Below are 24,509 nucleotides of genomic sequence, written 5' to 3' on the forward strand. Positions count from 1 at the left end.
AGTTTGACTCATGCGTCAATAAAAAGCCTGAAAAAGGCCACCAAAACAATCCACAGGGAGAATTCTTGATGAACGAACAACTCACTCACATGACCAAACAGGTCACGGCCGGCAAGCTGACTCGCCGCGAATTCATGGGCAAAGCAGCGGCTTTAGGTGTTTCCGCAGCGATGGCCAGCACCATGTTCGCAGGCGCTGCACGCGCCGCAGGCCCGAAGAAGGGTGGCGATCTGAAGTTCGGCCTACAGGGCGGTGAATCAACCAACTCACTGGACCCGGCAACCTATGCAAGCTCGGTTCCGTTTCAGAACGGCAAACAGTTTGGTGACCAACTGGTCGAAGTGGCACCTGACGGCACGATCGAACCCCGCCTGGCCGAAAGCGTCGAAGGCAGTGCCGATGCCAAGGTCTGGACCTTCAAACTGCGTCAAGGCGTCGAGTTCCACAACGGCAAGACCATGACCAGCGAAGACGTGCTGAAAACCATGGAGCGCCATTCGAACGAAGATTCGAAATCCGGTGCTTTGGGTATCATGAAGGGCATCGAGTCGATGAAGGCCGATGGTGACAATTTTCAGGTCACCCTGACCGAGCCAAACGCGGACCTTCCGTATCTGATGGCCGACTACCACCTGATCGTTCAGCCCGACGGTGGCATGGAAGATCCGGGCGCGGGCATCGGCACCGGTCCGTATCAGGTGGAAGTCAACGAACCGGGCGTTCGCCATGTATACAAGAAATTTGCCAACCACTGGAACCCGGACTTCGGCAACTTCGACAGCGTCGAAGTGATTGTGATCAATGACGCAACTGCCCGTACCGCTGCACTGCAATCCGGTCAGGTTCACGCGGTCAACCGGGTTGAGCCCAAGGTTGCCGATCTGCTGGGTCGAGCGCCAAACCTGACGGTTCATTCAACTGCAGGCCGTGGACACTATGTCTTTATCATGCATTGCGACACAGCACCGTTCGACAACAACGAACTGCGCCTGGCCCTGAAACATGCGATCAACCGTCAGGATCTGGTCGACAAAGTTCTGCGCGGCTACGGCACGATTGGCAATGACATGCCGATCAACGCGGCTTACCCGTTGTTTGACGGGTCTATCCCGCAGCGTGAATTCAGCGTCGAAAAAGCGGCAGAGCATTACAAAAAGTCCGGCCATGACGGATCACCAATCATTCTACAGGTCGCTGATGGCGCCTTCCCCGGTGCTGTGGACGCGGCTGCGTTGTTCCAGCAGACCGCTGCTCAGGCCGGTATACCGCTCGAAATCAAGCGTGAGCCCAATGACGGTTACTGGTCCGAAGTCTGGAACGTACAGCCGTTCTGCGCCTCATACTGGGGTGGCCGTCCGGTACAGGACCAGATGTATTCGACCGCGTATCTGTCGACCGCAGACTGGAACGACACCCGTTTTAAGGTTCCGGCCTTTGACGAGATGCTGTTCCAAGCCCGCGCCGAACTGGACAACGACAAGCGCAAGGACATCTATAGCCAGATGGGTCAGATGGTCCGCAACGAAGGCGGCGTGATCTGCCCAATGTTCAACGATTTTGTCGAAGGCGTCAGCAACCAGCTGGAAGGCTGGGAAAGTGACCCGACACAAGAGATGATGAACGGCAACATGTCGCGCAAGATGTGGTTCTCCTGATAGGGCCCACGGTTAATGCATCCTATCATCAAATTGGTTTCCCAGCGCCTGGCGCTGGGACTCCTATTGCTGTTTGGCGCTTCGGCCCTGATTTTTGGTCTGACTGAAGCCCTGCCCGGAGACGCCGCGCAAGCCGTCCTGGGACAGTCCGCAACTCCTGAAGCACTTGCAAACCTGCGTGAGGAAATGGGGTTGAACCGCCCTGCCCTGACGCGTTATTTCGATTGGCTGGGGGGGATCGTTCAGGGTGATCTTGGCAAGTCGTTGACCAACAAGCTCGACATTGCTGATAGCATCGGGAAACGGCTTGGCAACACGTTGTTCCTGGCCAGTGTCGCAGCGATTGTGTCTGTTCCGCTTGCGATCTTTCTTGGCTTGCTTGCCGTCCGGTTCCGCAACCGCTGGCCGGATAAGCTGATTTCAGCCATCACACTTACGACGGTTTCGATTCCCGAATTCCTGATCGGCTACGTTCTTGTGTACTTTATCTCGGTCAAACTGGGCTGGTTTTCATCCCTTGCCATGGTCAACGATTCTATGTCCATCGGCCAGAAGCTGTACGCCGTTGCCCTACCGGCATTTGTTCTGACACTTGTGGTACTGGCGCAGATGATGCGCATGACCCGCGCTGCAATTTTGAACCTTATGCAATCGGCCTATATCGAAACGGCAGAATTGAAAGGTCTGTCGACCTTTCAGGTCATCGCCCGACATGCTTTCCCCAATGCGATTTCACCCATCGTGAATGTCGTAATGCTGAACCTCGCCTATCTGGTGGTTGGCGTCGTCGTGGTTGAGGTCGTGTTTGTTTACCCCGGCATGGGCCAATACCTGGTGGATGCCGTAACCAAACGTGACGTACCGGTGGTTCTAGCCTGTGGCGTCGTTTTCGCAGCCGTGTATATCGGCCTGAACATGGTGGCTGATATCGTATCAATCGTTGCGAACCCAAGATTGAGGCATCCGAAATGATGAAGAACCTTCCTATTTCGGCAGCCATTGGTCTGTTTTTCACTGGTGCCTACTTCTTTGTGGCGTTCACCGCTCCCCTGATTGCCCCCTACGGGATGGCTGAAGTGGTCGGAGACGTATGGGAACCTTCCAGTGCCCAACACCTTCTTGGAACCGACAATATCGGGCGTGACCTGCTGACCCGCATGATCTATGGCGGGCGCACGACGATCTTCATCGCGGCCGCTGCAACCTTACTGAGCTTTCTGACCGGCACTTCGCTTGGCCTGCTGGCCGCGGTTCTGGGCGGTTGGGCGGATCAGGCGCTTAGCCGTACGGTCGATCTGATTATGTCGATCCCCACCCTGATCCTTGCGTTGGTTATTCTGGCGATCGTTCCCGTAACCGTTCCGATCCTGATCCTGGTGATGGGCTTTCTGGACGCAACCCGCCCTTACCGGCTGTCACGATCTGTCGCCGTGGACATCAATGTGATGGACTATGTCGAGGCCGCCAAACTGCGCGGCGAAGGACGTATGTGGGTTATCTTCCGGGAAATCCTGCCCAACGCGCTGTCACCGCTTGTGGCCGAGTTCGGGCTGCGGTTCATTTTCATGGTGCTGTTTATCTCGACCCTGTCTTTCCTGGGTCTGGGCGTTCAGCCGCCGCTGGCGGACTGGGGCGGCATCGTGAAGGAAAACAAGGACGGCATTGTCTATGGCATCGGCGCGGCGCTTTATCCCGCTGTCGCCATCGCAACGCTGGCCATCTCGGTCAACCTGGTTGCTGACTGGGTTCTGAACCGCACCACATCGCTGAAAGGAGGCCGGGGATGAGTGATACCCTTCTCAAGGTCCGCGACCTCAAGATCGGCGCGACCGTCTATCCGCCGGGTGAAAAACCCCATGACATCGAAATCGTGCACGGGGTCAGCTTTGACCTCGAGCGCGGCAAGGTGCTGGGGTTGATCGGAGAATCCGGGGCCGGCAAATCCACTATCGGCCTTGCCTCAATGGCCTATGGCCGCGGTGGGGTCGAACTCACGGGCGGAGAGGTCTGGGTCAACGGGCGAGATATCCTGAAGACCCCGCACAGCGACATCCGCAATCTGCGTGGGGGTGAGGTTGCCTATGTCTCGCAATCCGCTGCCGCGTCGTTCAACCCGGCCAAGAAGATCATGGATCAGGTGGTTGAGGCGGCAGTCGAGCACAAGAAGTTTTCCCGCAAAGAGGCCGAAGGCCGTGCGCGAGAACTGTTTGCCAAGCTTGGCCTGCCCGACCCGGACAATATCGGTGACAGGTATCCGCACCAGGTCTCGGGTGGTCAGCTGCAACGCTGCATGACCGCGCTGGCCTTGTGTCCGGAACCCGATCTGGTGGTGTTTGATGAGCCGACAACGGCGCTGGATGTGACCACGCAGATCGACGTTCTGATGGCCATCAAAGAAGCCATTCGCGACACCGGCGTTGCCGCGCTTTACATCACCCACGATCTGGCGGTGGTGGCGCAGGTCAGCGACGACATTATGGTGCTGCGGATGGGTGACACTGTCGAATACGGCAGCACCGATCAGATCATCAACAACCCGCAAGAGGAATACACTCAGGCGCTCGTCTCGGTACGATCTATCGAGCATGAAGAGAAACAGCCCACACCGGAACCGGTGCTGAGCGTCGAGGGGATCACCGCGCGCTACAAAGGGTTGAACTTTGACGTGCTGCACAACGTCAATGTTGACCTGCATCCTGGGCAGACGCTGGCTGTTGTGGGCGAGTCCGGGTCGGGCAAGTCCACTCTTGCGCGGGTCATCACCGGGCTGCTGCCCCCGCGCGATGGTGAGATCACCTTTGCCGGGCGCAAGCTGTCGTCCAGTCTGGCGGGGCGCAGCCGTGAAGACCTGCGCGAACTGCAGATGATCTATCAGATGGCAGACGTGGCCATGAATCCGCGCCAGACTGTCGGGACGATCATCGGGCGCCCGCTGGAGTTCTACTTCAACATGCGCGGCGCAGAAAAGCGTAAGCGGATCATCGAATTGCTGGATGAGATCGAACTGGGCGAAAAGTACATGGATCGCTATCCGGCAGAGCTGTCCGGTGGCCAGAAACAGCGCGTTTGTATTGCGCGCTCGCTGGCGGCCAAGCCCAAGATGATCATCTGTGATGAGGTCACCTCGGCGCTCGATCCGCTGGTGGCGGACGGTATCCTCAAATTGCTGCTGGATCTGCAGAAGATTGAGAATGTTGCCTATCTGTTCATCACCCACGATCTGGCAACGGTGCGTGCCATCAGCGACAGCATCGCCGTGATGTATCAGGGACGCGTAGTCCGCTATGGCTCCAAGTCCGAGGTGCTGAGCCCACCCTTTGACGACTATACCGACCTGCTGCTCAGTTCTGTGCCCGAGATGCACCTGGGCTGGTTGGAAGAAGTTGTTGCCCACCGCAAAATGGAAAGTGCCGGGAACTGATTCCGGCATATTCCGCACCTTTCTGAAATCCCGGCGCTTGTCATAAACACGTGTCGGGATTTTTCTTTTTAAGGCGTGAACAGGCGACCTTTTTGCAACGAATCTCATAGGGTCGGCTGAACAATTCAACAAGAGGGTCAGGATATGGACCGCAAGCTACTCCTCATTATTCTGGACGGTGTTCCGTGGCGCAATTTCCGACGGTTGTTCGGCAATCTCGAAGGCTGGGTCGATAGTGGCGAGGCGCGGGTCTGGAAACTGCGTGCGGGTCTGCCTTCAACCTCGGCCAGTTGCTATGCGTCGATCCATACCGGGGTCACCCCGCAGGAACATGGCTGCACCGGCAATGGTAACGTCTTTCGGCTGAGCCACAAGGACGTCTTTAGCCAGGTGCGCGAGGCGGGCGGCGTGACCGGAGCGGTCGCCCACAGTTTCTGGTCGCAATTCTTCAACCGTCACCCGTTCGATTACGTGCGTGACGTGGAATATGACGAACCGGACAGCAAGACCATCAACCACGGCCGGTTCCACACCATGACCGGTTACGGCAAGACCAATCAAATGACGCCCTGCGACGTGGATTTGTTCGCGACACTGACCAACATGTGCCTGCGGTTCGGTTTGGATTATGGGTTGTTGCACACCAGCACGCTGGACAGCATGGGTCACAGGTTCTTTCACGACTGCGAGGAAATGGACCACGCCTGTTTCGTCATGGACGAGATGCTGGCACCCTTCATCCCGCGCTGGCGGCAATTGGGGTATGAGGTCATAGTGACTGCCGACCACGGCCAGGACGAGCGTGGTCACCATGGCGGCCGCGGTGCGCTGCAACAGGAAACGGCGTTGTATTACTTCGGTGATGCCGAGGGTCCAGAGGCCGATACTGCAATTGACCAGCTCCAACTTGCACCCACAATCTTGGACCGGACAGGCGCACCGGTGGCTGCAACGATGACAGCGCAGCCGTTCCTCAAGTGAGTTATCAGTCGTAGGGCCAGATGCTCTGACCCAGGGCCTCAACCGCGACCGAGATGCGTTCGAAACTGTCGGCTGCACGTTTTACGCTGGTGCGTGCGCGCAGGTATCCGTGCACAAGGCCCGGCTCATTGATCCAATGCGCCTGCCCGCCGGCTGCTGTGATCTGCTCCCAATAAATCGCCCCGTCATCGCGCAACGGGTCGCAATCCGCGGTCACAACCACAGTCGGCGGCAGCTCTGAGAAATCCGTGTCGTGCAACGGCGCAAAGGTTGGATCGTCTTGCGGCGTCTCACCCCCACATCGTACCTTTTCGTAGAAAAGTATCTCTTCCCGCGTTAACAGCGGCGCGTGGGCGTGTTCGACATAGGAACCTTTCGACGCATCCCCACCCAACCCGGGATAGATCAGGACTTGTCCCAGGACGTTTTCCAATCTGCCCCGCCCATGCTGTGCAACGGCGGCCGCAAGGTTACCTCCTGCGCTGTCACCGGCCAGAACCAGCGGGTCAGCGAATTCCCCGATCACCCAGTTCGTAGCGGTCCAGCTGTCCTGAAACTGGGCCGGATGCAGATGGTCCGGGCACAGTCGATAATCCACCGCCACTACCCGGTACCCGGTTTGCGCGCAAAGCTCTGCACAGACATCGTCGTGGCTGTCCAGCCCGCCAACGACGAAACCGCCGCCATGGAAATAGACGACGGTTCGTGTTGGGTCTCCTGCGGTGTAAACTCGGACAGGCACACCATTAGCGGACCTGTCTTGTGTATCCACCGCCATTGGGCGGGGTTGGCGAAAGTCGCGGCACATCGCGTCATACACGCGACGCTGATCTTCGATCGAGAGATCAACGGCGTCCTCAGGATAGCTTTCAGCCGTGCGTCTTATGAACGCCCACGTTTCTTCATCGATCAGGCGTTCATAATCCATGTCCACTCCTGGTCAGGCAGCCCGTTCCCATTGCTGAGTAAAGGCACCCAGCACGCTGTTAACATCCTCATCAGTCGCACCGTTGGGGTCAAGCTGTGCAACCAGTCCACGCTTTTTGTCGTCCACCACTGATACAACACGCGCAGCGCTGCCCGACTTTTCCAAAGCTTCGTTGTAGATTCGGATGATTGCATCCTTGCGCAGATCCGGCTTAAAGACTTTGCCGACCGCAGTCTTGGGCAGTTCGTCCAAGATTGTCAGGTGCTTTGGATGGGCGGCCCGCTCGTGGATATGAACCGAGCAATACTCTTTGAGCTCTGCTTCGGTAACCGAGGCACCGTCGATCAGTTCGACATAGACGCATGGTACCTCGCCCGCATGGGCGTCTGGCTGACCGATTGCACCAGCAAAGGCAACCGCGCTATGACCCAGCAGCGCTTCTTCGATCTCGGCAGGGTCAATGTTGTGGCCACCGCGGATGATCAGGTCTTTGGCGCGACCAGTGATCCACAGGTACCCGTCTTCATCAAACCGGCCAAGATCTCCTGACCGCAGGTATGTGTCGAAGTGGTACAGGTCTTTGTTTTTGTCGACCTCGGTATAGGTGTGCCCTTCGAAAACACCAGGGTTCGAGATGCAGATTTCGCCGATCTGATCGACACCGCATTCCTTGGGACCTTCGGGGCTGTCCAGCAGGATTTTGACATCCGTGTAAGGCAGCGGGATACCAACCGAACCGACCTTTTTATCGCCGTCAACGGGATTGCAGGAAACCAGACAAGTGGCTTCGGTCATGCCATACCCTTCGACGATTTCCACACCGGTTGCCTCTTCGAAGCGACGGAACAGTTCCAGCGGCAGCGGGGCCGAACCAGAGAACGCATTCTTGACGCTTGAGATATCCGCATCGACCGGGCGCTGCATGGTGGCCGAGATCGCCGTTGGAACAGTGATGATGAACGAGACCTTCCAGCGCTCGATCAGCTTCCAGAAATTGTCGAATACACCATCGCCGCGATAGCCGGCAGGCGTTGGGAACACCACATGCGCGCCTGACTGCACAGCAGCCATCACGATCACATGGCAGGCAAAGACGTGGAACAGGGGAAGCGGGCAGATCACCGTGTCCTCTGCACCGAACATCAGGGTGCCACCCAGCCAAGCATTATACATCATGCCGGAATATTTGTGCTGCGCGACTTTGGGCATGCCAGTCGTGCCGCCGGTGTGGAAATAACAGGCGACGCGATCTTCCTTGCTGTCCTCGAACGCAAGGGTCGTCGGCTGTTTGGCCAGTTCGCGGTTTAAGCTTTTGTAGTCCGCGTGGGCCAGATGTTCCTTGTCGGCCATTTTGGGACGTACAAACGGAACGATCCATGATTTCGGCGGGGTCAGATACCGATTCAGGTCAATCTCAAGAACAGTGTTGACGCTGGGTGCATGGCGAACGGCTTCAGCCACTTTCTGAGCCACATCGGTTTTCGGGAAGGGTTTCAGTGTAACCACAACCTTGGCGCCGGTTTCCCGCAGGATGGCGGCAATCTGCTCGGGCTCCAGCAATGGGTTGATCGGGTTTACGATCCCGGCAACTGCACCACCCATCATTGTGATCAGCGTCTCGTTGGAGTTTGGCAGGACATAGGCCACCACATCCTTTTCGCCAACACCCAGCGAACGGAACAGGTTTGCTGCCTGCGTGACCTTGTCCAGCAGCTGCGACCAGGTCAGCGTTTCTGCCGGATCGGTCGGGCCTGACATCAGCTGAAAGCTGGCGGCCGCGTTATTCGGATACTTTTTCGCTGTGCGCGTCAAAAGCTGATGGAACGTGACCGGGACGTCCCGATCTTCCCACGACATTTCCTGTTCTAGTTTCGCCTTGTCTTCTATTCCCGCAAAGGCCATTTCGGCTCCTCCCTGTTCGTCTCCCGTGTCACGCACAGGTTTTCCCATACAGGATGGAAGCAAAACCGCGCGCGTGCAAGCAAGGGCTTAGCGGCAGTGCAGTGCTGGGGGTAGAATAACGCTACGGCGGTACGAAAGCTGCCCCTGCGTCACCTCATTCAGCCGCCATACCGTCAGTGAACTGAAGCCGGGCCAATCGAGCGTACAGCCCGTCTTGCGCCACCAGATCGTCATGGGTGCCCTGAGCGACGATCTGGCCGGCCTCTAACACGACAATCCGATCCGCCTTTTTCACCGTCGCCAGCCGGTGTGCAACGATCAGCGTGGTACGCCCGGCCCGCATCTGATCGACGGCACCCTGCACAGCACGTTCGCTTTCGGCATCCAGTGCCGAGGTCGCCTCGTCCAGCAGCAAAACCGGCGCGTCCCGCAGAATCGCGCGTGCAATGGCGATGCGTTGTTTTTGACCACCCGACAGCATCACGCCCCGCTCGCCGACAAAGCTGTCATACCCGTCTGGCAAGGCCGAGACAAAATCATGGGCAGCGGCGGCGCGGGCGGCGGCTTCAACCTCGGCATCAGACGCGTCCAGACGGCCAAAGCGGATGTTTTCACGTGCAGAAGCTGCAAAGATAACCGGGTCCTGCGGAACCAACGCCATATGAGATCGAAAGTCCGCCCGGTCGATGTCACGCAAATCCACCCCGTCCAGGCGTACTTGCCCGGATTCGGGGTCGTAGAACCGCTGAATCAACTGAATAACGGTGGTTTTGCCTGCCCCTGACGGGCCTACGAAAGCCACGGTTTCACCGGGGCTGACCTGCAAGCTCAGATGATCCAGCGCCACGACACCGGGCCGCGCGGGATACCGGAAGGTCACATCATCAAAGCGGATCTCTCCGCGTACCGGGGTCGGCAAGGTCTGCGCCTTTGTGGGGTCGGTCACGGTGTCCTCCGCGTTCAGCAATTCGACCAAGCGTTCTGTGGCACCTGCTGCGCGCTGCAACTCGCTCCAGATCTCAGAAAGGGCGGCGACCGATCCGGACATTATGATGGAATAGATCACGAACTGAATCAGGACCCCTTCGGTCATCACCCCGTTGCGTACGTCATTCGCACCCATCCACAACACGCCAACGATCCCTGAGAACACCAGGAAAATCACGATAACCGTCAGCACCGCGCGCGTTTGAATGCGCCGCAGCGACACGACATATGACGTCTCGGTCATGTCACCAAACTGTGTGCGGCTGGCCTGTTCGTGGGTAAAGGCCTGTACGGTCTGGACCGCGCCCAGCGCCTCACCCGCGTTGCCGGATGAGGCGGCGATCCAGTCCTGATTTTCACGGCTGATCACGCGCAAACGCCGCCCTAGCACAAGAATTGGAACAATGACCAATGGTATAAGCAACAGTACCATTCCCGTGAGCTTGGCCGAGGTCAGGAGCATCAGAACTAACCCGCCGATGAACATCAACAAGTTGCGCAATGCGATCGAGACCGAAGAACCCAGGACCGATTGGATCAGCGTGGTATCGGTTGTAATCCGGCTGAGCACCTCGCCGGTCATGATGCGTTCGTAAAATTCGGGGCTCATTCCGATGACACGGTCGAACACGGCTTTGCGGATATCTGCCACAACGCGTTCGCCCAGCCGGGTCACCAGCGCATAACGGATACCGGTTCCCACCGCCAGAATCGCAGCAATGCCCAGCGCGGCCAGAAAGTACCAATCGAGCAATTCGCCGTCTTCGATACGAAAGTTGTCAACCACGCGACGCACCGCCAGCGGTAGGGTCAATGTCATGCTGGCCGTCAACACCAGTGCCAGCGTGGCGCCCAACATTAACAGCCGATAGGGTTTCATAAAGGGCCACAGTGAGGCCAGCACGCCCACTTTTCTTGACCGGGCGCGTTCTTCGCTGGCACCGGGCGCGGGTTTGTTTGCTGGACTGGCGGGAGCGGATCTTGCCATGTCTGGCCCTTATATCGTGTTCGTACCTGAGTGATCGCTTCTAGTCGGCAGCAAGACACCGGGTCAAGCAAGCTGGCACGGTTTGACGACCCAAAAGGGCTATTTGACGCATATCTAAGGGGCTGATTTTGGAGCGGGCGGCGGGAATCGAACCCGCTTCATCAGCTTGGAAGGCTGAGGTAATAGCCAGTATACGACGCCCGCTCAGCGGAGGTCGGTTTATGCGATGCGACTAGTGCCGTCAAGCGCCGTTCGACCCCGAAAATCAATTTCGCAGCAAGGAGTTTGGGGCATCAGTGGTACGGCTAGCCCAACGCAGGCAACCAGTCGCACGCGTCCAGATCGGCCGAAATGCGAATCATCGCGTCAAACCGCAGTGGCTGCGATCCGGACTGCCCGAGCAATTGGCCCGGATAGGTGGTCGCGGCGGCCAGCGCATCCTGCAGCGGTACGCCGACCTGAGTGACCAGAACCTGGATCGCAGTTGTCAGATCAAGGTCCGCCCCAGCCAGCGTCCCGTCATCAAGCGTCAGCCGCCCGTCTGTTCGCGTGATCCGCCGGCCCTCCAGCTCGAACTCGGTCTGATCCGTACCGGCCACGGCCATGGCATCGCTAACCAAAAAGATCTGTCCCGGCGCGGTTTTCGCGGCCCAGGCTGCGCGAATGACTTCGGGGTGAACATGGATACTGTCGGCGATCAGACCAGCCGACAAACTACCATTTGCCAGGGCAGATCCAACCAGTCCCGGTTCGCGGTTTCCAAGCTGGCTCATGGCGTTGAACAGATGCGTCACGCAGCGCGCGCCGGCTGCAGCATAATGCTGACAGGTGGCAAAATCCGCGTTGCTATGGCCCAACGAGACCAGAACACCGGCCTCGAACAAGCTGCGGACCTGTTCTTTCGTAACCGCTTCGGGTGCGAGGGTGACTTTGAGACAAGGCAACTCGGCTGCCGCGGCGATCAGCGCCTCAAGATCCGAATCCTGCATCGGGCGGATCAAATCCGCATCATGCGCACCCTTTCTCTCAACCGACAGGTGTGGCCCTTCCAGATGCAGGCCCGCGACACCCTGTACGCCGTCCCGAACGGCCTGTATTGCAGCCTCAACCGCCGCGCGGGTTTTTTCGGGCGTGTCTGTGATCAGCGTTGGCAACAGGGATACCACGCCCAGCTTGCGATGCGCCCCGGCGATGCGCCGGATCGTCGCGACAGAGGGATCATCGTTGAACATCACCCCGTCGCCGCCGTTGACCTGCAGATCAACGTACCCGGGGCTGATGATATCGCCGTTCAGGTCGATAACCTGCCCTTCGTTGCGCACCTGATCGTCAGGAACCAAAGCAGCCAATGCGCCTTCGCGAAAGACGATCGCTTGGCCGAACTGCAAACGCGTACCGTCGAACAAGGTCCCGTTTCGGAAAGTCACAACACCTGAGGTCATACCGTCTCCGTCACCTTCTTGAGATGGCGCGGGGCGTCAGGGTCGATCCCGCGCGCGCCCGCCACTGCCTCGACCATACTGTAGAACGACGTGATGGTGGCAACGGGATCGGTCAGCCAATGGCCCGTGCGCGCCACAGGCAACACCTGCGCGCGGGTCACTTTGTCCGTCGCTGCAAACACCGTCGCTCCCTTGCCTGCCAGAGCGTCGGCGGCTTCAGCTGTTGTCTGTTCCGCGGCGTCTCTGGCCGCAAAAACGATCGTTGGGAACCCGTCTTCAACAATCGAAACCGGGCCGTGCAGCACTTCGGCCGCTGAATAGCTTTCGGCGTGAATCTGGCAGGTTTCCTTGATCTTCAGCGCGGCCTCGTTCGACATCGCATACGACGGCCCACGCCCCAAGGTAAACAACGACCGTCCCGTGATCGTCTCGGCCGCTGCGGACCAGTCGCATGTTGCGGCTCTGGCCAAACAATCCGGCAACGCGTGGATCGCGCCGATCAGTTCATTATCCCCTTTGACTTCTGCCAACAGCCACAATCCCGACACCAAAGATGTGACAAAAGTTTTGGTCGCGGCCACGCTCAGCTCTGGTCCGGCATGCAGGGGCAGAACGGCATCTGTCACCTCGGACAGGCGTGAGTTGGTGTTGTTGGTGATCGCTACGGTTACGCCTCCTGAGGATCTCAGCGACCGGGTCATGCCCACAATATCCGGGCTTTGACCAGATTGAGATATGGACAGGCACAGAGCGCCCTTGGCTTGCAAATCAACACCGTAAATCGAATTGACCGACGGCCCGACCGAAGCAACGGGCAAGTTCAAGAAAAGCTCACTGGCGTATTTCAGATAGGTACAGGCGTGGTCAGACGACCCCCGCGCAACAGTAATCAAAAACTGGGGATCGGCTTGTTTTACCATCTGTGCTGCCGCCTGGATCCCCGGCGCGCCCTGGCTTAACAACCTGTCGACGGCATCAGGGATTTCCAGGATTTCCTGGCGCATTTTCGAAGTTCGTTCGGACATGAAGTTCCGGCCTTTCCGGTTACAACCGCAATTCAGCGACAAAATCATAGGCATCGCCGCGATAAAGGGACCGGGTCAGTTCCGCGACCCGCCCGTTTTTTAGGAATGAGATACGTTCGATATTCAACCCGGCCGCCCCTTCGGGAACGTCCAGCAAATCAGCTTCGCGCGCGGCCAGGTTCAGCGCTGATATCTTTTGAAGCGCCCGCACGGGCCGCCGCCCCAACCGATCCAGCACCTCATAGAGCGAGGTGGTCACCTCAATCGGATTCGGAAGGATATCCAATGGCAACGCAGCACGTTCCAATGCCAAGGGCCGCCCGTCAGCCTCACGCAGGCGATAGATGCGGGAAATCTGCTCGCCCTCTTTCAGGCTTAGCGCTGCAATCTCCTCTGGGGTCGCCGCGAATACACCACGTTCAAGCCATTTGGACGCGGTCTGCATGCCGCGGCTCGACATATCTTCGGTGAACGAGGTCAGATGTTTCAGCGATTGCTCCACCCGCGGCACCGGTTGCCGGATGAATGAACCAGACCCCTGGCGTTGTTCGATGACACCTTCCTGAACCAGTTCCTGTATCGCCTTGCGCACGGTGACGCGCGACAGATCGGTGATCTCTACCAATTCCCGTTCCGACGGCAGGGAGGAGTTCGGGGGCAGGACACCGGTATCTATCCCTTCTTGTAGCCTGCGCCGCAGTTGGACGTAGCGCGGTCCGTTTTCCGGGGTCAGCCAGCTGTCTGCGCGTAGGAAATCACTGATGCTCATGTCGGACCTCCTTTGCCAGGGCCAGCGCGCCGGTCAGCGGCGCACCCAGTGACGGGCGTATCACTGATTGCATCTCGGTCGGCAGGTAGTTCGCATAGTGCGCCGCAATTCCGCCGGTCAGACAGATCGCTTGACCGGGTTGCCATCGCAGTTTCCGGGCGGTTCCGGCGATGTAGTCTGCGCCGGCCTGCAGGATGCCCCGGGCCACGGGGTCACTATTTTTGGCGGCCGATGTCACCGAAGGGGCAAGCGCGCCAAACTGTGCGGGCGTGGCGGATCCCGCGAACCGAACAATTCCGGCAGGCCCTTGCAGGTCTGCCAACAGCTTTTGCGTCAAGGCCGTTTCGGCTTGTGTCCCGTCATAGGTGCAAAGTGTTTCCGACAAAGCCCGGCGGCCTACCCATTGGGCCGACGCCTCATCCCCAAGAACAGATCCCCAGCCCCCGGCAAACCGCATCGCGCCATTTGTCTGTACCGCCAGAAACGAGCCTGTCCCGCAATGGGCGATCAACCCATCCCGCGCACCCAAAGCACCACGCACGGCGGCGGGCCGATCATCGTTGATCCGCGCGCAAGCCAGCCCCAAGGCATCTCGCAATCGTCCGGCAATCTCATTATCCGTGACACCCGCCAACCCGACGAAGGCAGGCCATGTCACCATCTGCTGAACCGCAACCCCTACTGTGCGGGAGATTTCCATCATACCCGCCCGAATTTGGGTCAGGGCACCGTCGAAATCACTTGAGACATTGGCCGCGCCGGTTTCAGCGCAATGGACAATACCATCAACCTCACAGGCGACACGGCACCGCGTTCCACCGCCGTCCACCGCCAAAATCGCATTGTTCCGAGACTCAGTCATGACAATACCATTATAATACCTATTCACTTCAGGAAAGGCCAAAAAGAACCAAATACCGCCTATATATGCGAATTACACCGCAAATCTCGGTGTTTACGTGGAAAAAAGAAAATTGTGGACAGGTGGTATTAGATAGGTATTGTAAAGGGAACACATGGGGGATTCTCTTGACGCTGCCGTCAACCGAACAATTGCACGATGATGCCGACCTGCTGAACCGGGGCGACCTGGTCAGTTCAGCCCGAATTCTGGCCGCTGGCCAGATCGCTGCATCCAAAGCCGCGCTTGACGCCGCCGAGAGCATCGCGGCCGGTGCAAAAGCGATGGCCAACACAATTCGTGAGGGTGGTGTTCTTCACTATGCCGCCGCAGGATCCTCCGGGTTGATGGCAGCAGCTGATGCGCAGGAATTGGGTGGCACATTTTCGATCCCGACGGCTCAGCTGCGAATCCATATGGCTGGTGGGTTGCCGACCGGGGCTGAGATGCCGGGCGGTGTCGAGGATGCTGATGACGGGCTGCAGGATGCGCTTGGCTCTGTGCAGGCCCGTGACACGGTGATCACCGTGTCGGCCAGCGGCTCGACCCCCTACACACTGACAGCCAGCCGCCTTGCACGCGCTCATGGAGCAACTGTGATCGGGATTGCCAACAACGCGGGCAGCCCGTTGCTGCAAGACGCCGACATTCCCATACTGCTGGCCACGCCACCCGAGCTGATCTCGGGATCAACACGCATGGGGGCCGGAACGGCGCAGAAAATCGCGATGAACATGCTGTCCTCGCTGATGGCGGTTGAGCTTGGGCATGTGCACAGCGGCATGATGGTCAACCTGCGCGCCGATAACGACAAGTTGCGGGCCCGCGCCACGGGAATCGTCGCCCGTATCGCAAAAGTCGACATGACCAAGGCGCAGGATGCGCTGGATAAATCCAAAGGAGAGGTCAAGCCCGCCATACTGATCGCGGCCCAGGACCTGTCTCTGAAACACGCAACGGCGCGCCTGCAAGCCACCGACGACATACTGAATGCTGCTCTGGCGCAAGAGACATAAATGCAAACCAAACGGGAGAGAACAATGACGTACAGAAGCCTGAAACTGGCCTTACTGGGTACCACCCTGATGGCGACCAGCGCCCTTGCCGAGGACGTGACGCTGACCATCGAAAGCTGGCGCAATGACGACCTGACACTGTGGCAGGACCAAATCATACCGGCCTTCGAGGCCACACACCCTGGCATCAAGGTTCAGTTCACCCCCTCTGCCCCAGCCGAATACAATGCTGTTCTGAATTCGAAGCTGGACGCCGGATCAGCCGGAGACTTGATCACCTGCCGCCCGTTTGACGCCTCGCTGGCACTGTACGAGGCTGGTCACCTGACCGATCTGTCATCGGTTGAAGCGATGAGCAATTTCTCGGACGTGGCGAAATCGGCGTGGCAGACGGATGACGGATCAGCCAGCTTCTGTGTGCCGATGGCGTCGGTGATCCATGGCTTTATCTACAACAAAGACGCCTTTGCCGAACTGGGTATCGAAGTTCCCACCACCGAGGACGAATTCTTTGCCGCGCTCGACAAGATCCGCGACGACGGCACCTATGTCCCGATGGCGATGGGCACCAACGACCAGTGGGAAGCGGCCACGATGGGTTATAACAACATCGGCCCGAACTATTGGAAAGGTGAGGAAGGCCGCCAGGCGCTGATCGCTGGTGAGCAGAAGCTGACCGACGAGGCTTGGACTGCCCCCTATGCCACACTGGCCCGCTGGGGTGAGTATCTGGGCGACGGTTACGAGGCGCAGACCTATCCTGACAGCCAGAACATCTTCACTCTGGGCCGTGCCGCCGTCTATCCGGCTGGATCGTGGGAAATCTCGGGCTTTAACGCGCAGGCCGATTTCGAAATGGGTGCCTTCAAGCCGCCGGTTCAGAACGCGGGCGACACCTGCTATATTTCGGATCACACGGATATCGGCATCGGCATGAACGCCGCCACCGAAAACCCCGAAGCAGCTGAGACCTTCCTGTCCTGGGTCGCAAGCCCCGAGTTTGCCGAAATCTTCGGTAACGCCCTGCCTGGCTTCTTCCCGTTGTCGAACACACCGGTCGACCTGCAGGACCCGCTGGCCAAGGAAATCGTCGGCTGGCGCGATGAATGTGAATCGACGATCCGCTCGACCTATCAGATCCTGTCGCGCGGCACGCCGAACCTGGAAAACGATACTTGGGGCGCATCTGTGGCGGCCATCAAGGGCGCAAAATCCGCCGAGGAACTGGGCGCTGAGCTGCAGGAAGGCCTCGCCTCCTGGTACGCTCCGCACCAGTAAACTGAAAGATACCCGGGCGGTTGCGATCGCCCGGGTACCTCTGACCCTCCTATGAAAGCTGTCCCATGAACCGCCCCCGCATCCGCTGGCATATCGTCGTGTTCCTTGCACCGGCCGTTCTTGTCTATACGGCGGTGATGATCTTTCCGCTGTTCAACACGCTGCGCCTGGCACTGTTCACCGAAGTTGATCAGACCCGCGTATACGTGGGATTGCAAAACTTTCGGACGCTGTTTTTTGACCCGATCTGGTCTGAACAGTTCTGGAACGCCCTGGGCAACAACTTTTGGTTTTTCCTGGTCCACATGCTGGTGCAAAATCCCATCGGCATTGCGCTGGCGGCCCTTCTCAGCCATCCAAGCCTGCGGTTTGCGGCGCTATATCGGTCAGCGATCTTCATCCCTACAATCCTGAGTTTTGTGATCGTGGGTTTTGCCTGGAAGCTGATCCTGTCCCCCATCTGGGGCATCGCGCCATCGATGCTGGATGCGGTTGGTTTGAAGTCGCTGTTCGCGCCGTGGCTGGGCAAAGAGGAATACGCGTTGACCACGCTGGCACTTATCTCGGTCTGGCAGTTTGTCGGCATCCCGATGATGCTGATCTATGCCGCCCTGCTGACCATCCCCGAAGAAATTCTGGAAGCTGGTGAGATTGACGGGATCACCGGGGCGTCCGCCTTCTGGAAGATCAAACTGCCGCTGATCCTGCCCTCGATCGGGATCATCTCCATCCTGACTTTCGTGGGTAATTTCAATGCGTTTGACCTGATCTATGCGTCGCAAGGCGCGCTGGCGGGGCCCGATTTTTCGACCGATATTCTGGGGACGTTCATGTATCGCACCTTCTTTGGCTTTCAGCTGCAACTGGGCGATCCGCATATGGGATCGGCCATCGCCGGGGCCATGTTTGCCATCATCCTTGTGGGCGTATGCATCTATCTGTTTGGCATACAAACCCGCATGCGCCGGTATCAGATGTGAGGGCAAAGCGATGAACAAAGCACGCCGCAATCCTTTCAACACCGTCGCGATGCATGGCGCGCTGATCCTGTACACACTGATCGCGCTGTTTCCGGTCTTTGTTATCCTGATCAACAGCTTCAAATCCCGCCGCGCGATCTTTCGCGAACCACTGGCCCTGCCCAATGCGGACAGCTTCTCGATGATCGGCTATGAGACGGTGATGAAGCAGGGGGACTTCTTCCTGTACTTCCAGAACTCGATGATCGTCACAGTGGCGTCGCTGTCCTTTATCCTTTTGTTCGGCGCGATGGCCGCCTATGCGTTGTCGGAATACCAGTTCAAGGGCAACCTGATCATGGGGCTGTATCTGGCGCTGGGGATCATGATCCCAATCCGCATCGGCACCGTGGCGATCCTTGAGATGATGGTGGCGACCGGGTTGGTCAACACGCTTTGGGCGCTGATCTTGGTTTATACGGCGCAGGGACTACCACTTGCCGTGTTCATTCTGTCCGAATTCATGCGACAGGTCAGTGACGATCTGAAGAATGCCGGGCGCATTGATGGGCTGTCCGAATACACAATCTTCTTCCGCCTTGTTCTTCCCCTCGTCCGTCCTGCAATGGCGACAGTGGCCGTGTTCAATATGATCCCGATCTGGAACGACCTGTGGTTCCCCCTGATCCTGGCTCCGGCCGAGGAGACCAAGACGCTGACGCTGGGAAGTCAGGTCTTTATCGGGCAATTTGTCACCGACTGGAACGCGGTTCTTTCGGCCCTGTCGATGGCGATCCTGCCGGTCTTGATCCTCTATGTCATCTTTTCGCGCCAGCTGATCCGCGGCATCACGTCAGGGGCGGTCAAATGACCCGGGTTCTGATCGCAGGCCTAGGCAATATGGGGCTGAGCCATGCACTGGCCCATCATCACCTCCCCGACGCGCAGATCGTCGGGCTGGTGAATCGGTCTGGCTGTGTGGGTCATCCGGACCTCGCGGGCTATCCGGCTTTCTCAGACTACGAAACGGCATTGGCTGAAACCAAACCCGATCTTGTGGTAATTGCCACCTATTCCGACAGCCACGCAGATTACGCCTGCGCCGCGATGGAAGCCGGGGCGCATGTGTTTGTGGAAAAGCCGCTTGCCACCAATGTCGCCGACGCGCGACGTGTGGTCGACGCGGCCACCCGGCTGAACCGCAAGCTGGTGGTGGGCTATATCCTGCGCCATCATCCGTCTTGGATGCGGTTGATTGATGAGGCACGCGAACTGGGTGGCCCATATGTCTTCCGGCTGAACCTTAATCAGCAATCCTCGGGCGCAGAATGGGAAACGCACAAGGCGTTGATGCAGACCACGTCACCTATTGTCGATTGCGGCGTGCATTATGTCGATGTCATGTGCCAGATCACTGACGCACGCCCCCTTCGCGTAAACGGCATGGGTCTGCGCCTGTCGGATGAGATCGCCGAGGACATGTATAATTACGGCCAGTTTCAGGTGGTGTTCGATGACGGCTCGGTCGGCTGGTACGAGGCCGGCTGGGGGCCGATGATGTCTGAAACCGCGTTTTTCGTGAAGGATATCGTGTCACCTAACGGTTCGGTCTCGATCACGGACGGCAACAAAGGCGCATCCGCAGATATTGATGGGCACACAAAAGTCGGTGGCCTGCTGGTCCACACACCGCAAGGCGACCATACGATCGAGATGCCGGATGAGCCCGGCCATCAGGATCTGTGTGATGCCGAACAGTCCTATATGCTGCGCGCCATCACTGAAGATATCGACCTGACACGTCATATGAATGACGCCGTCCAGTCTCTTGCCATTTGTCTGGCCGCGGATGAAAGCATCCGCACCGGCCAGCCCGTTTCCCTTGAGGAGCCCGCACAATGACCGCTTTGACGCTGAACAACGTAAACAAATCATTTGGCAATGTGCATGTCCTGAAGGACATCACGTTGGAAGTGGAAGAGGGCGAATTTGTTGTCTTTGTCGGCCCCTCGGGCTGTGGCAAATCCACCTTGTTGCGAGTAATTGCGGGGCTTGAGGACGCGTCCTCGGGTGACATTCACATCGGCGGCCAGCAAGTCAATCTGGTGCCGCCCTCAAAGCGCGGGATTGCGATGGTGTTCCAAAGCTATGCGCTTTATCCCCATCTCAGCGTGCGCGGCAACATGACCCTAGCGCTGAAGCAAGAGAAACAACCAAAATCGATGATCGAAGAGCGCGTGGCCACCGCCAGCCGCATGCTGAACCTTGAGCCGTATCTGGATCGTTACCCCTCGGAGCTGTCAGGCGGTCAGCGCCAGCGTGTCGCCATTGGCCGGGCCATCGTGCGCGAACCCAAGCTGTTCTTGTTTGATGAGCCGCTGTCAAATCTGGACGCCGCCCTGCGGATGAACACCCGGATCGAAATCGCCAACCTGCACCGGGCGCTGGATGCGTCGATGATCTATGTCACCCACGACCAGACCGAGGCGATGACGCTGGCCGATAAGATCGTTGTCCTGCGCGACGGGCGTGTGGAACAGATCGGCAGCCCGATGGAGCTGTATAACAACCCGGCAAACCAGTTTGTTGCCGGTTTTTTGGGATCACCATCGATGAATTTTCTGCCCGAAGGGTTGCTGCAAGACGGTGGCCAGTCCACCATCGGCATCCGGCCCGAGGATCTGTTCCTGTCGGACGACGGTCCACTTACCGCACATGTCAGCCATGTAGAAAAACTTGGTGGTGACACCAATGTCATAGCCAAGGTTCACGACCATGATGTCACCGCGCGTCTGTTTGGCCAGCACGCGATTGCGGAAGGTCAGGACCTGCGCCTGGGCTTTGACCCCGACCGGGCCTATCGCTTTGATCCGGACGGTCAAAGACTGCGCTGATCAGTTCGCGACAACCTTTTTTTCTTAACACTGTCAATCGACCCTGCCCTGCATAGCATATGCGGGCCGATCTGGGCACACGCGTGCTTCTGACGCCAGGCGCCCGGCGCGTCCGGCGCGTCCGGCGAAGTTTCGCGTATGGCGTTCACAATGGTGTAAAGTCAGTCAGTAGGTATCCTTAATCAGGCTGTTATCAGCCTGTCACATTTGCCGCCTACATCCAATTTCAGACTTAACTCAGATAGCCAGGAGCCATCCATGAAAGACGTTGACCCCACCACACTTTCCGCCGATGACTGGGACGAGCTGCATTTCCCACGCCCTGAAGAAAACGATTTTGACCGCGTCGTAGAAAGCGCCATTTCGCGCCGTGGATTCCTGAGCGGTGTTGTTGCTTTCGGTTCGGGCGCGGCCGCTATGGGCGCCGGCCTGCTGACCTCAACCTCGGCGCAGGCGCAGTCCGCATCGCGTTTTGCCTTTACTCCGATTGCGGCTCAGACAGGCGGTGCTGTTCACGTGCCTGAAGGGTACGAGTGGAAGATGCTGATGCGCTGGGGTGATCCGCTGTTTGCCGATGCAGACGGCTATGACCTCACCGATGGTGGACCGGTCGAAAAATCGGATCGCATCTTTGGCGAAAACACCGACGGGATGGAGACTTTTGCATTCCAGGGTCACGAGTTGATCGCGATCAACCATGAATACCCGAACGGCAAGATCAATTTGCCTGCCTCGCAAGAAGGTGTTCCGGCCAGTGCCGGTGACGTTCTGAAGCTGCAAAACCTACAAGGCGTCACCGTGATGGAAATCACAGAGGGGCCCGAAGGCTGGTCTGTCGTCAAAGACAGCCCGTTCAATCGACGCATTCATCACAATACCCCGATGAATATCGTTGGGCCGGCTGCCGGTCACGATCTGCTGAAAACCGAGGCTGACCCAACTGGTACAACCTCGCTGGGCACCATGAACAACTGCGGTGCAGGCAAGACGCCTTGGGGTACCTATCTGACCTGCGAAGAGAACTTTAATGGCTATTTCGGATCGAGCGACGAAAATGCCAGCTATGACCAGAAGGTTGCTGAAGGCTTTAAACGGTACGGCCTGAGAGCAGAAAGCTGGAATGGGTATGAACTTTTCGATCCGCGCTTTGATACTTCAAAGAACCCTAACGAGCCGCACCGCCTGGGCTGGATTGTAGAGATCGATCCAACTCAGCCCGACAGCACGCCGGTCAAACATACCGGCCTGGGCCGCTTCAAACACGAAAACGCCGAGGTGACGCTGGCTGCTGACGGCCGCGTGGTCGTCTATATGGGTGACGATGAGCGGGGCGAATACCTGTACAAATTCGTCTCGAACGGCTCCTATCAGCCCGGTGGTGAGACCGAGAGCCTACTGAATGACGGCACGCTTTACGTCGCCAAATTCAACGATGATATGACAGGTGCCTGGCTGCCCTTGACGCCAGAAGCCACTGGAATGGAGGCGGCCGATATTTCGATTTTTACCCGCATGGCGGCCTCGGCTGCTGGCGGCACCACGATGGATCGCCCGGAATGGGTGGCCTCCAGCCCTGTCGCGGTTGAGGCCTATTGCTGCCTGACCAACAACAAGAACCGCGGAGTGAAACCCAACGCCGGTGGCGACGACACATCAGCCAATGCCCCCAACCCGCGCGAGGCCAACAAATACGGTCAGATCGTGCGCTGGCGCCCAGTGAATGACGATCATGCAGCCGAAGGGTTCGATTGGGATTTGTACGTGATGGCAGGCAATCCGACCGTGCATTCGGACGCCCGCGCCGGTTCGGCGAACGTGAACGAAGGCAACCTGTTCAATTCACCCGACGGTATGGTCATCGACTCGACTGGCCTGATCTGGATCCAGACCGATGGCAATGACGACAACGAAGAGGATTTCGCAGGTAATGGTAACAACCAGATGCTGGTTGGTGATCCAGTCACCGGCGAGATCGCTCGGTTCATGACCGGTCCGAACGGGTGTGAGGTCACCGGTCTTGCATGGTCGAGCGACCTGCGCACCATGTTTGTCGGCATTCAGCATCCGGGCAGCAATTGGCCCGATGGCGGGACACCCCGGTCCTCGGTTATCGCGATCAAGCGGGCCGATAACGGATTGGTTGGTTAAATCCTAAGGAAACGCCCCCGAAGCCAATCGTTTCGGGGGCTTTTCAGATATCTTTACCCAATGGCTCAAGGGGGCCGCCGGGTCCCAAAAGATGACGCTCGGACAGCCAGGGGTTCAGCTCCAGCGCTTGCGACAGGGCCGTGCGCGCTTCGTCCAGACGTTCCAAGCCCAACAAGGTCAGGGCCCGGCCACTGATTGCGGCAACATGATTGGGCGACAACTCAATCGCCCGATCCAGATCAGGCAGAGCGGCTTCGAAATCATGTTGCAGGTAATTGACGAACGCCCGTTGGTTGTAACCTTCGGCATAGTCCGGGCAATAGATCACCAACGCATCCAGAATGTTCAGCGCCTCGGCCAGTTCCCCAGCCTTGAGACGCTGCATTCCGCGATCCAGCAGCGCCTGTGCCTGCCAGTCCGGGGCATCGGTCCACAATTGCCACATCTGGCCTGATATGACCCGGGCCTCCTGCTCGGTCTCCGCGTCTTGGATCTGCGCGATCAGGACGTCCACGTCTGCTGCATGATCTACCACCTCGGCACAGGATTTCCCGTCCAGAGAGTGCGCCGCAGCTGGCGCGGCGGTCACGGCGATCATCAGACTAAAGGCTGCAAACCGGATCATTCCCTAATGTTGATGCAAATCCTGTGCCCGTCAACTCTGAGCATCTGGCGGGTTCGGCAACCCCGCCTCTTTTACAGCCTCCATCGCCACAAAGGTCGAGGTGTTCGACACATGCGGAAGGGCTGAAAGCTTCTCGGCCAGAACAGCGCGGTATTCAGACATCGAACCCGTGCGGATTTTCAGCAAATAGTCGAAATTCGACGCGATCATATGGGCTTGCTCGATCTCGGGCACTTTGCGTACCGCCGCGTTGAATTCGGCCAGCGCTTTTTCACGTGTGTCCGTCAAACGGACTTCGACAAAAGCCACGTGATCAAGCCCCAACCGGATCGGATCTAGCAAGGCGCGATAGCCGGTTATGATCCCGTCCGCCTCTAGTTTTTTCAGCCGTGCCTGCGTCGGAGATTTGGACAACCCGATCTGACGCGCCAGATCTGCAACCGATATGCGCCCGTCCCTGGCCAGAATCGCCAGAATCGCCCGATCAAACCGATCAAGACCAGAAAAGTCGTTTTGCATTGCAAATCCTCAGAAAATTAGGTCAATTGCCTACCCAAACCCAAACATAAGCCGATTGTTCTGACTTGGCG

The 24,509-nt window shown here is 58.2% G+C and carries 21 protein-coding genes and 1 tRNA gene; 12 read left to right on the plus strand and 10 right to left on the minus strand.

Annotation, left to right across the window (positions count from 1 at the left end; genetic code table 11):
* Positions 1-68 precede the first annotated feature (68 nt).
* From RUM8411_RS03830 to RUM8411_RS03850, 5 genes are all read left to right on the plus strand, one after another.
* Entirely contained in the window at positions 69-1,655 is a 1,587-nt protein-coding gene (locus RUM8411_RS03830; protein ID WP_085821315.1) for an ABC transporter substrate-binding protein, read from the plus strand.
* A gap of 15 nt (positions 1,656-1,670) precedes the next feature.
* The gene (locus RUM8411_RS03835) at positions 1,671-2,627 is read left to right on the plus strand and encodes an ABC transporter permease (protein ID WP_085821316.1); all 957 of its coding nucleotides are present in this window, start codon (positions 1,671-1,673) and stop codon (positions 2,625-2,627) included.
* A complete protein-coding gene (locus tag RUM8411_RS03840) occupies positions 2,627-3,442 on the plus strand; it encodes an ABC transporter permease (protein ID WP_085821593.1) in 816 nt (271 codons plus the stop codon). Before RUM8411_RS03835 ends, RUM8411_RS03840 begins: the two co-directional genes overlap by 1 nt.
* A complete protein-coding gene (locus tag RUM8411_RS03845) occupies positions 3,439-5,076 on the plus strand; it encodes an ABC transporter ATP-binding protein (protein ID WP_085821317.1) in 1,638 nt (545 codons plus the stop codon). Before RUM8411_RS03840 ends, RUM8411_RS03845 begins: the two co-directional genes overlap by 4 nt.
* 144 nt (positions 5,077-5,220) lie before the next feature.
* Positions 5,221-6,057, plus strand: a complete 837-nt coding sequence (locus RUM8411_RS03850; RefSeq protein WP_085821318.1) for an alkaline phosphatase family protein — start codon at positions 5,221-5,223, stop codon at positions 6,055-6,057.
* 4 nt (positions 6,058-6,061) lie between these two features.
* Here RUM8411_RS03850 and RUM8411_RS03855 read toward each other — a convergent pair whose 3' ends face one another.
* The 8 genes from RUM8411_RS03855 to RUM8411_RS03890 form a co-directional block, all read right to left on the minus strand.
* Positions 6,062-6,985, minus strand: coding sequence for an alpha/beta hydrolase (locus RUM8411_RS03855; protein WP_085821319.1), 924 nt, complete (start codon positions 6,983-6,985; stop codon positions 6,062-6,064).
* Positions 6,986-6,997: 12 nt separating this feature from the next.
* Positions 6,998-8,887, minus strand: a complete 1,890-nt coding sequence (locus RUM8411_RS03860) for an acyl-CoA synthetase (RefSeq protein WP_085821320.1) — start codon at positions 8,885-8,887, stop codon at positions 6,998-7,000.
* 154 nt (positions 8,888-9,041) lie between these two features.
* Positions 9,042-10,862, minus strand: a complete 1,821-nt coding sequence (locus RUM8411_RS03865; RefSeq protein ID WP_085821321.1) for an ABC transporter transmembrane domain-containing protein — start codon at positions 10,860-10,862, stop codon at positions 9,042-9,044.
* A 129-nt stretch (positions 10,863-10,991) separates the two neighbouring features.
* A tRNA-Gly gene (locus RUM8411_RS03870) sits at positions 10,992-11,066 on the minus strand.
* Positions 11,067-11,167: 101 nt separating this feature from the next.
* Positions 11,168-12,304: an N-acetylglucosamine-6-phosphate deacetylase gene (nagA, locus tag RUM8411_RS03875; RefSeq protein ID WP_085821322.1), complete on the minus strand. Its 1,137-nt coding sequence runs from the start codon at positions 12,302-12,304 to the stop codon at positions 11,168-11,170.
* The gene (locus tag RUM8411_RS03880; RefSeq protein WP_085821323.1) at positions 12,301-13,329 is read right to left on the minus strand and encodes an SIS domain-containing protein; all 1,029 of its coding nucleotides are present in this window, start codon (positions 13,327-13,329) and stop codon (positions 12,301-12,303) included. Before RUM8411_RS03880 ends, nagA begins: the two co-directional genes overlap by 4 nt.
* A 19-nt stretch (positions 13,330-13,348) precedes the next feature.
* Positions 13,349-14,098, minus strand: a complete 750-nt coding sequence (locus tag RUM8411_RS03885; RefSeq protein ID WP_085821324.1) for a GntR family transcriptional regulator — start codon at positions 14,096-14,098, stop codon at positions 13,349-13,351.
* Positions 14,085-14,960, minus strand: coding sequence for a glucosamine kinase nucleotide-binding domain-containing protein (locus RUM8411_RS03890; RefSeq protein ID WP_085821325.1), 876 nt, complete (start codon positions 14,958-14,960; stop codon positions 14,085-14,087). The genes RUM8411_RS03885 and RUM8411_RS03890 overlap by 14 nt, the downstream gene beginning before the upstream one ends.
* A gap of 167 nt (positions 14,961-15,127) precedes the next feature.
* Between RUM8411_RS03890 and RUM8411_RS03895 the strand changes: the two genes are divergently transcribed.
* The 7 genes from RUM8411_RS03895 to RUM8411_RS03925 all read left to right on the plus strand — a co-directional run bounded on the left by RUM8411_RS03895 (position 15,128) and on the right by RUM8411_RS03925 (position 23,294).
* Entirely contained in the window at positions 15,128-16,015 is an 888-nt protein-coding gene (locus tag RUM8411_RS03895; protein WP_234995126.1) for an N-acetylmuramic acid 6-phosphate etherase, read from the plus strand.
* A gap of 24 nt (positions 16,016-16,039) precedes the next feature.
* Positions 16,040-17,293 (plus strand): ABC transporter substrate-binding protein, encoded by a 1,254-nt coding sequence (locus RUM8411_RS03900; RefSeq protein ID WP_085821327.1) that lies wholly within the window; start codon positions 16,040-16,042, stop codon positions 17,291-17,293.
* 65 nt (positions 17,294-17,358) lie between these two features.
* Positions 17,359-18,273 carry a carbohydrate ABC transporter permease gene (locus tag RUM8411_RS03905; RefSeq protein ID WP_085821328.1) on the plus strand — a complete coding sequence of 305 codons (915 nt, stop codon included), beginning with the start codon at positions 17,359-17,361 and terminating at the stop codon, positions 18,271-18,273.
* Positions 18,274-18,283: 10 nt separating this feature from the next.
* A complete protein-coding gene (locus RUM8411_RS03910) occupies positions 18,284-19,123 on the plus strand; it encodes a carbohydrate ABC transporter permease (RefSeq protein ID WP_085821329.1) in 840 nt (279 codons plus the stop codon).
* Positions 19,120-20,154 (plus strand): Gfo/Idh/MocA family protein, encoded by a 1,035-nt coding sequence (locus RUM8411_RS03915; RefSeq protein ID WP_085821330.1) that lies wholly within the window; start codon positions 19,120-19,122, stop codon positions 20,152-20,154. Before RUM8411_RS03910 ends, RUM8411_RS03915 begins: the two co-directional genes overlap by 4 nt.
* Positions 20,151-21,146: an ABC transporter ATP-binding protein gene (locus tag RUM8411_RS03920; protein ID WP_085821331.1), complete on the plus strand. Its 996-nt coding sequence runs from the start codon at positions 20,151-20,153 to the stop codon at positions 21,144-21,146. The genes RUM8411_RS03915 and RUM8411_RS03920 overlap by 4 nt, the downstream gene beginning before the upstream one ends.
* Before the next feature lie 258 nt (positions 21,147-21,404).
* Complete coding sequence (locus RUM8411_RS03925; RefSeq protein ID WP_085821332.1) at positions 21,405-23,294, plus strand: PhoX family protein; 1,890 nt, start codon at positions 21,405-21,407, stop codon at positions 23,292-23,294.
* Between the two features lie 43 nt (positions 23,295-23,337).
* Here RUM8411_RS03925 and RUM8411_RS03930 read toward each other — a convergent pair whose 3' ends face one another.
* A complete protein-coding gene (locus tag RUM8411_RS03930; RefSeq protein WP_085821333.1) occupies positions 23,338-23,919 on the minus strand; it encodes a tetratricopeptide repeat protein in 582 nt (193 codons plus the stop codon).
* A 30-nt stretch (positions 23,920-23,949) separates the two neighbouring features.
* Positions 23,950-24,438 (minus strand): Lrp/AsnC family transcriptional regulator, encoded by a 489-nt coding sequence (locus RUM8411_RS03935; protein WP_085821334.1) that lies wholly within the window; start codon positions 24,436-24,438, stop codon positions 23,950-23,952.
* Between the last annotated feature and the right edge of the window lie 71 nt (positions 24,439-24,509).

The sequence above is a fragment of the Ruegeria meonggei genome, assembly GCF_900172215.1.
Taxonomy (GTDB): domain Bacteria; phylum Pseudomonadota; class Alphaproteobacteria; order Rhodobacterales; family Rhodobacteraceae; genus Ruegeria; species Ruegeria meonggei.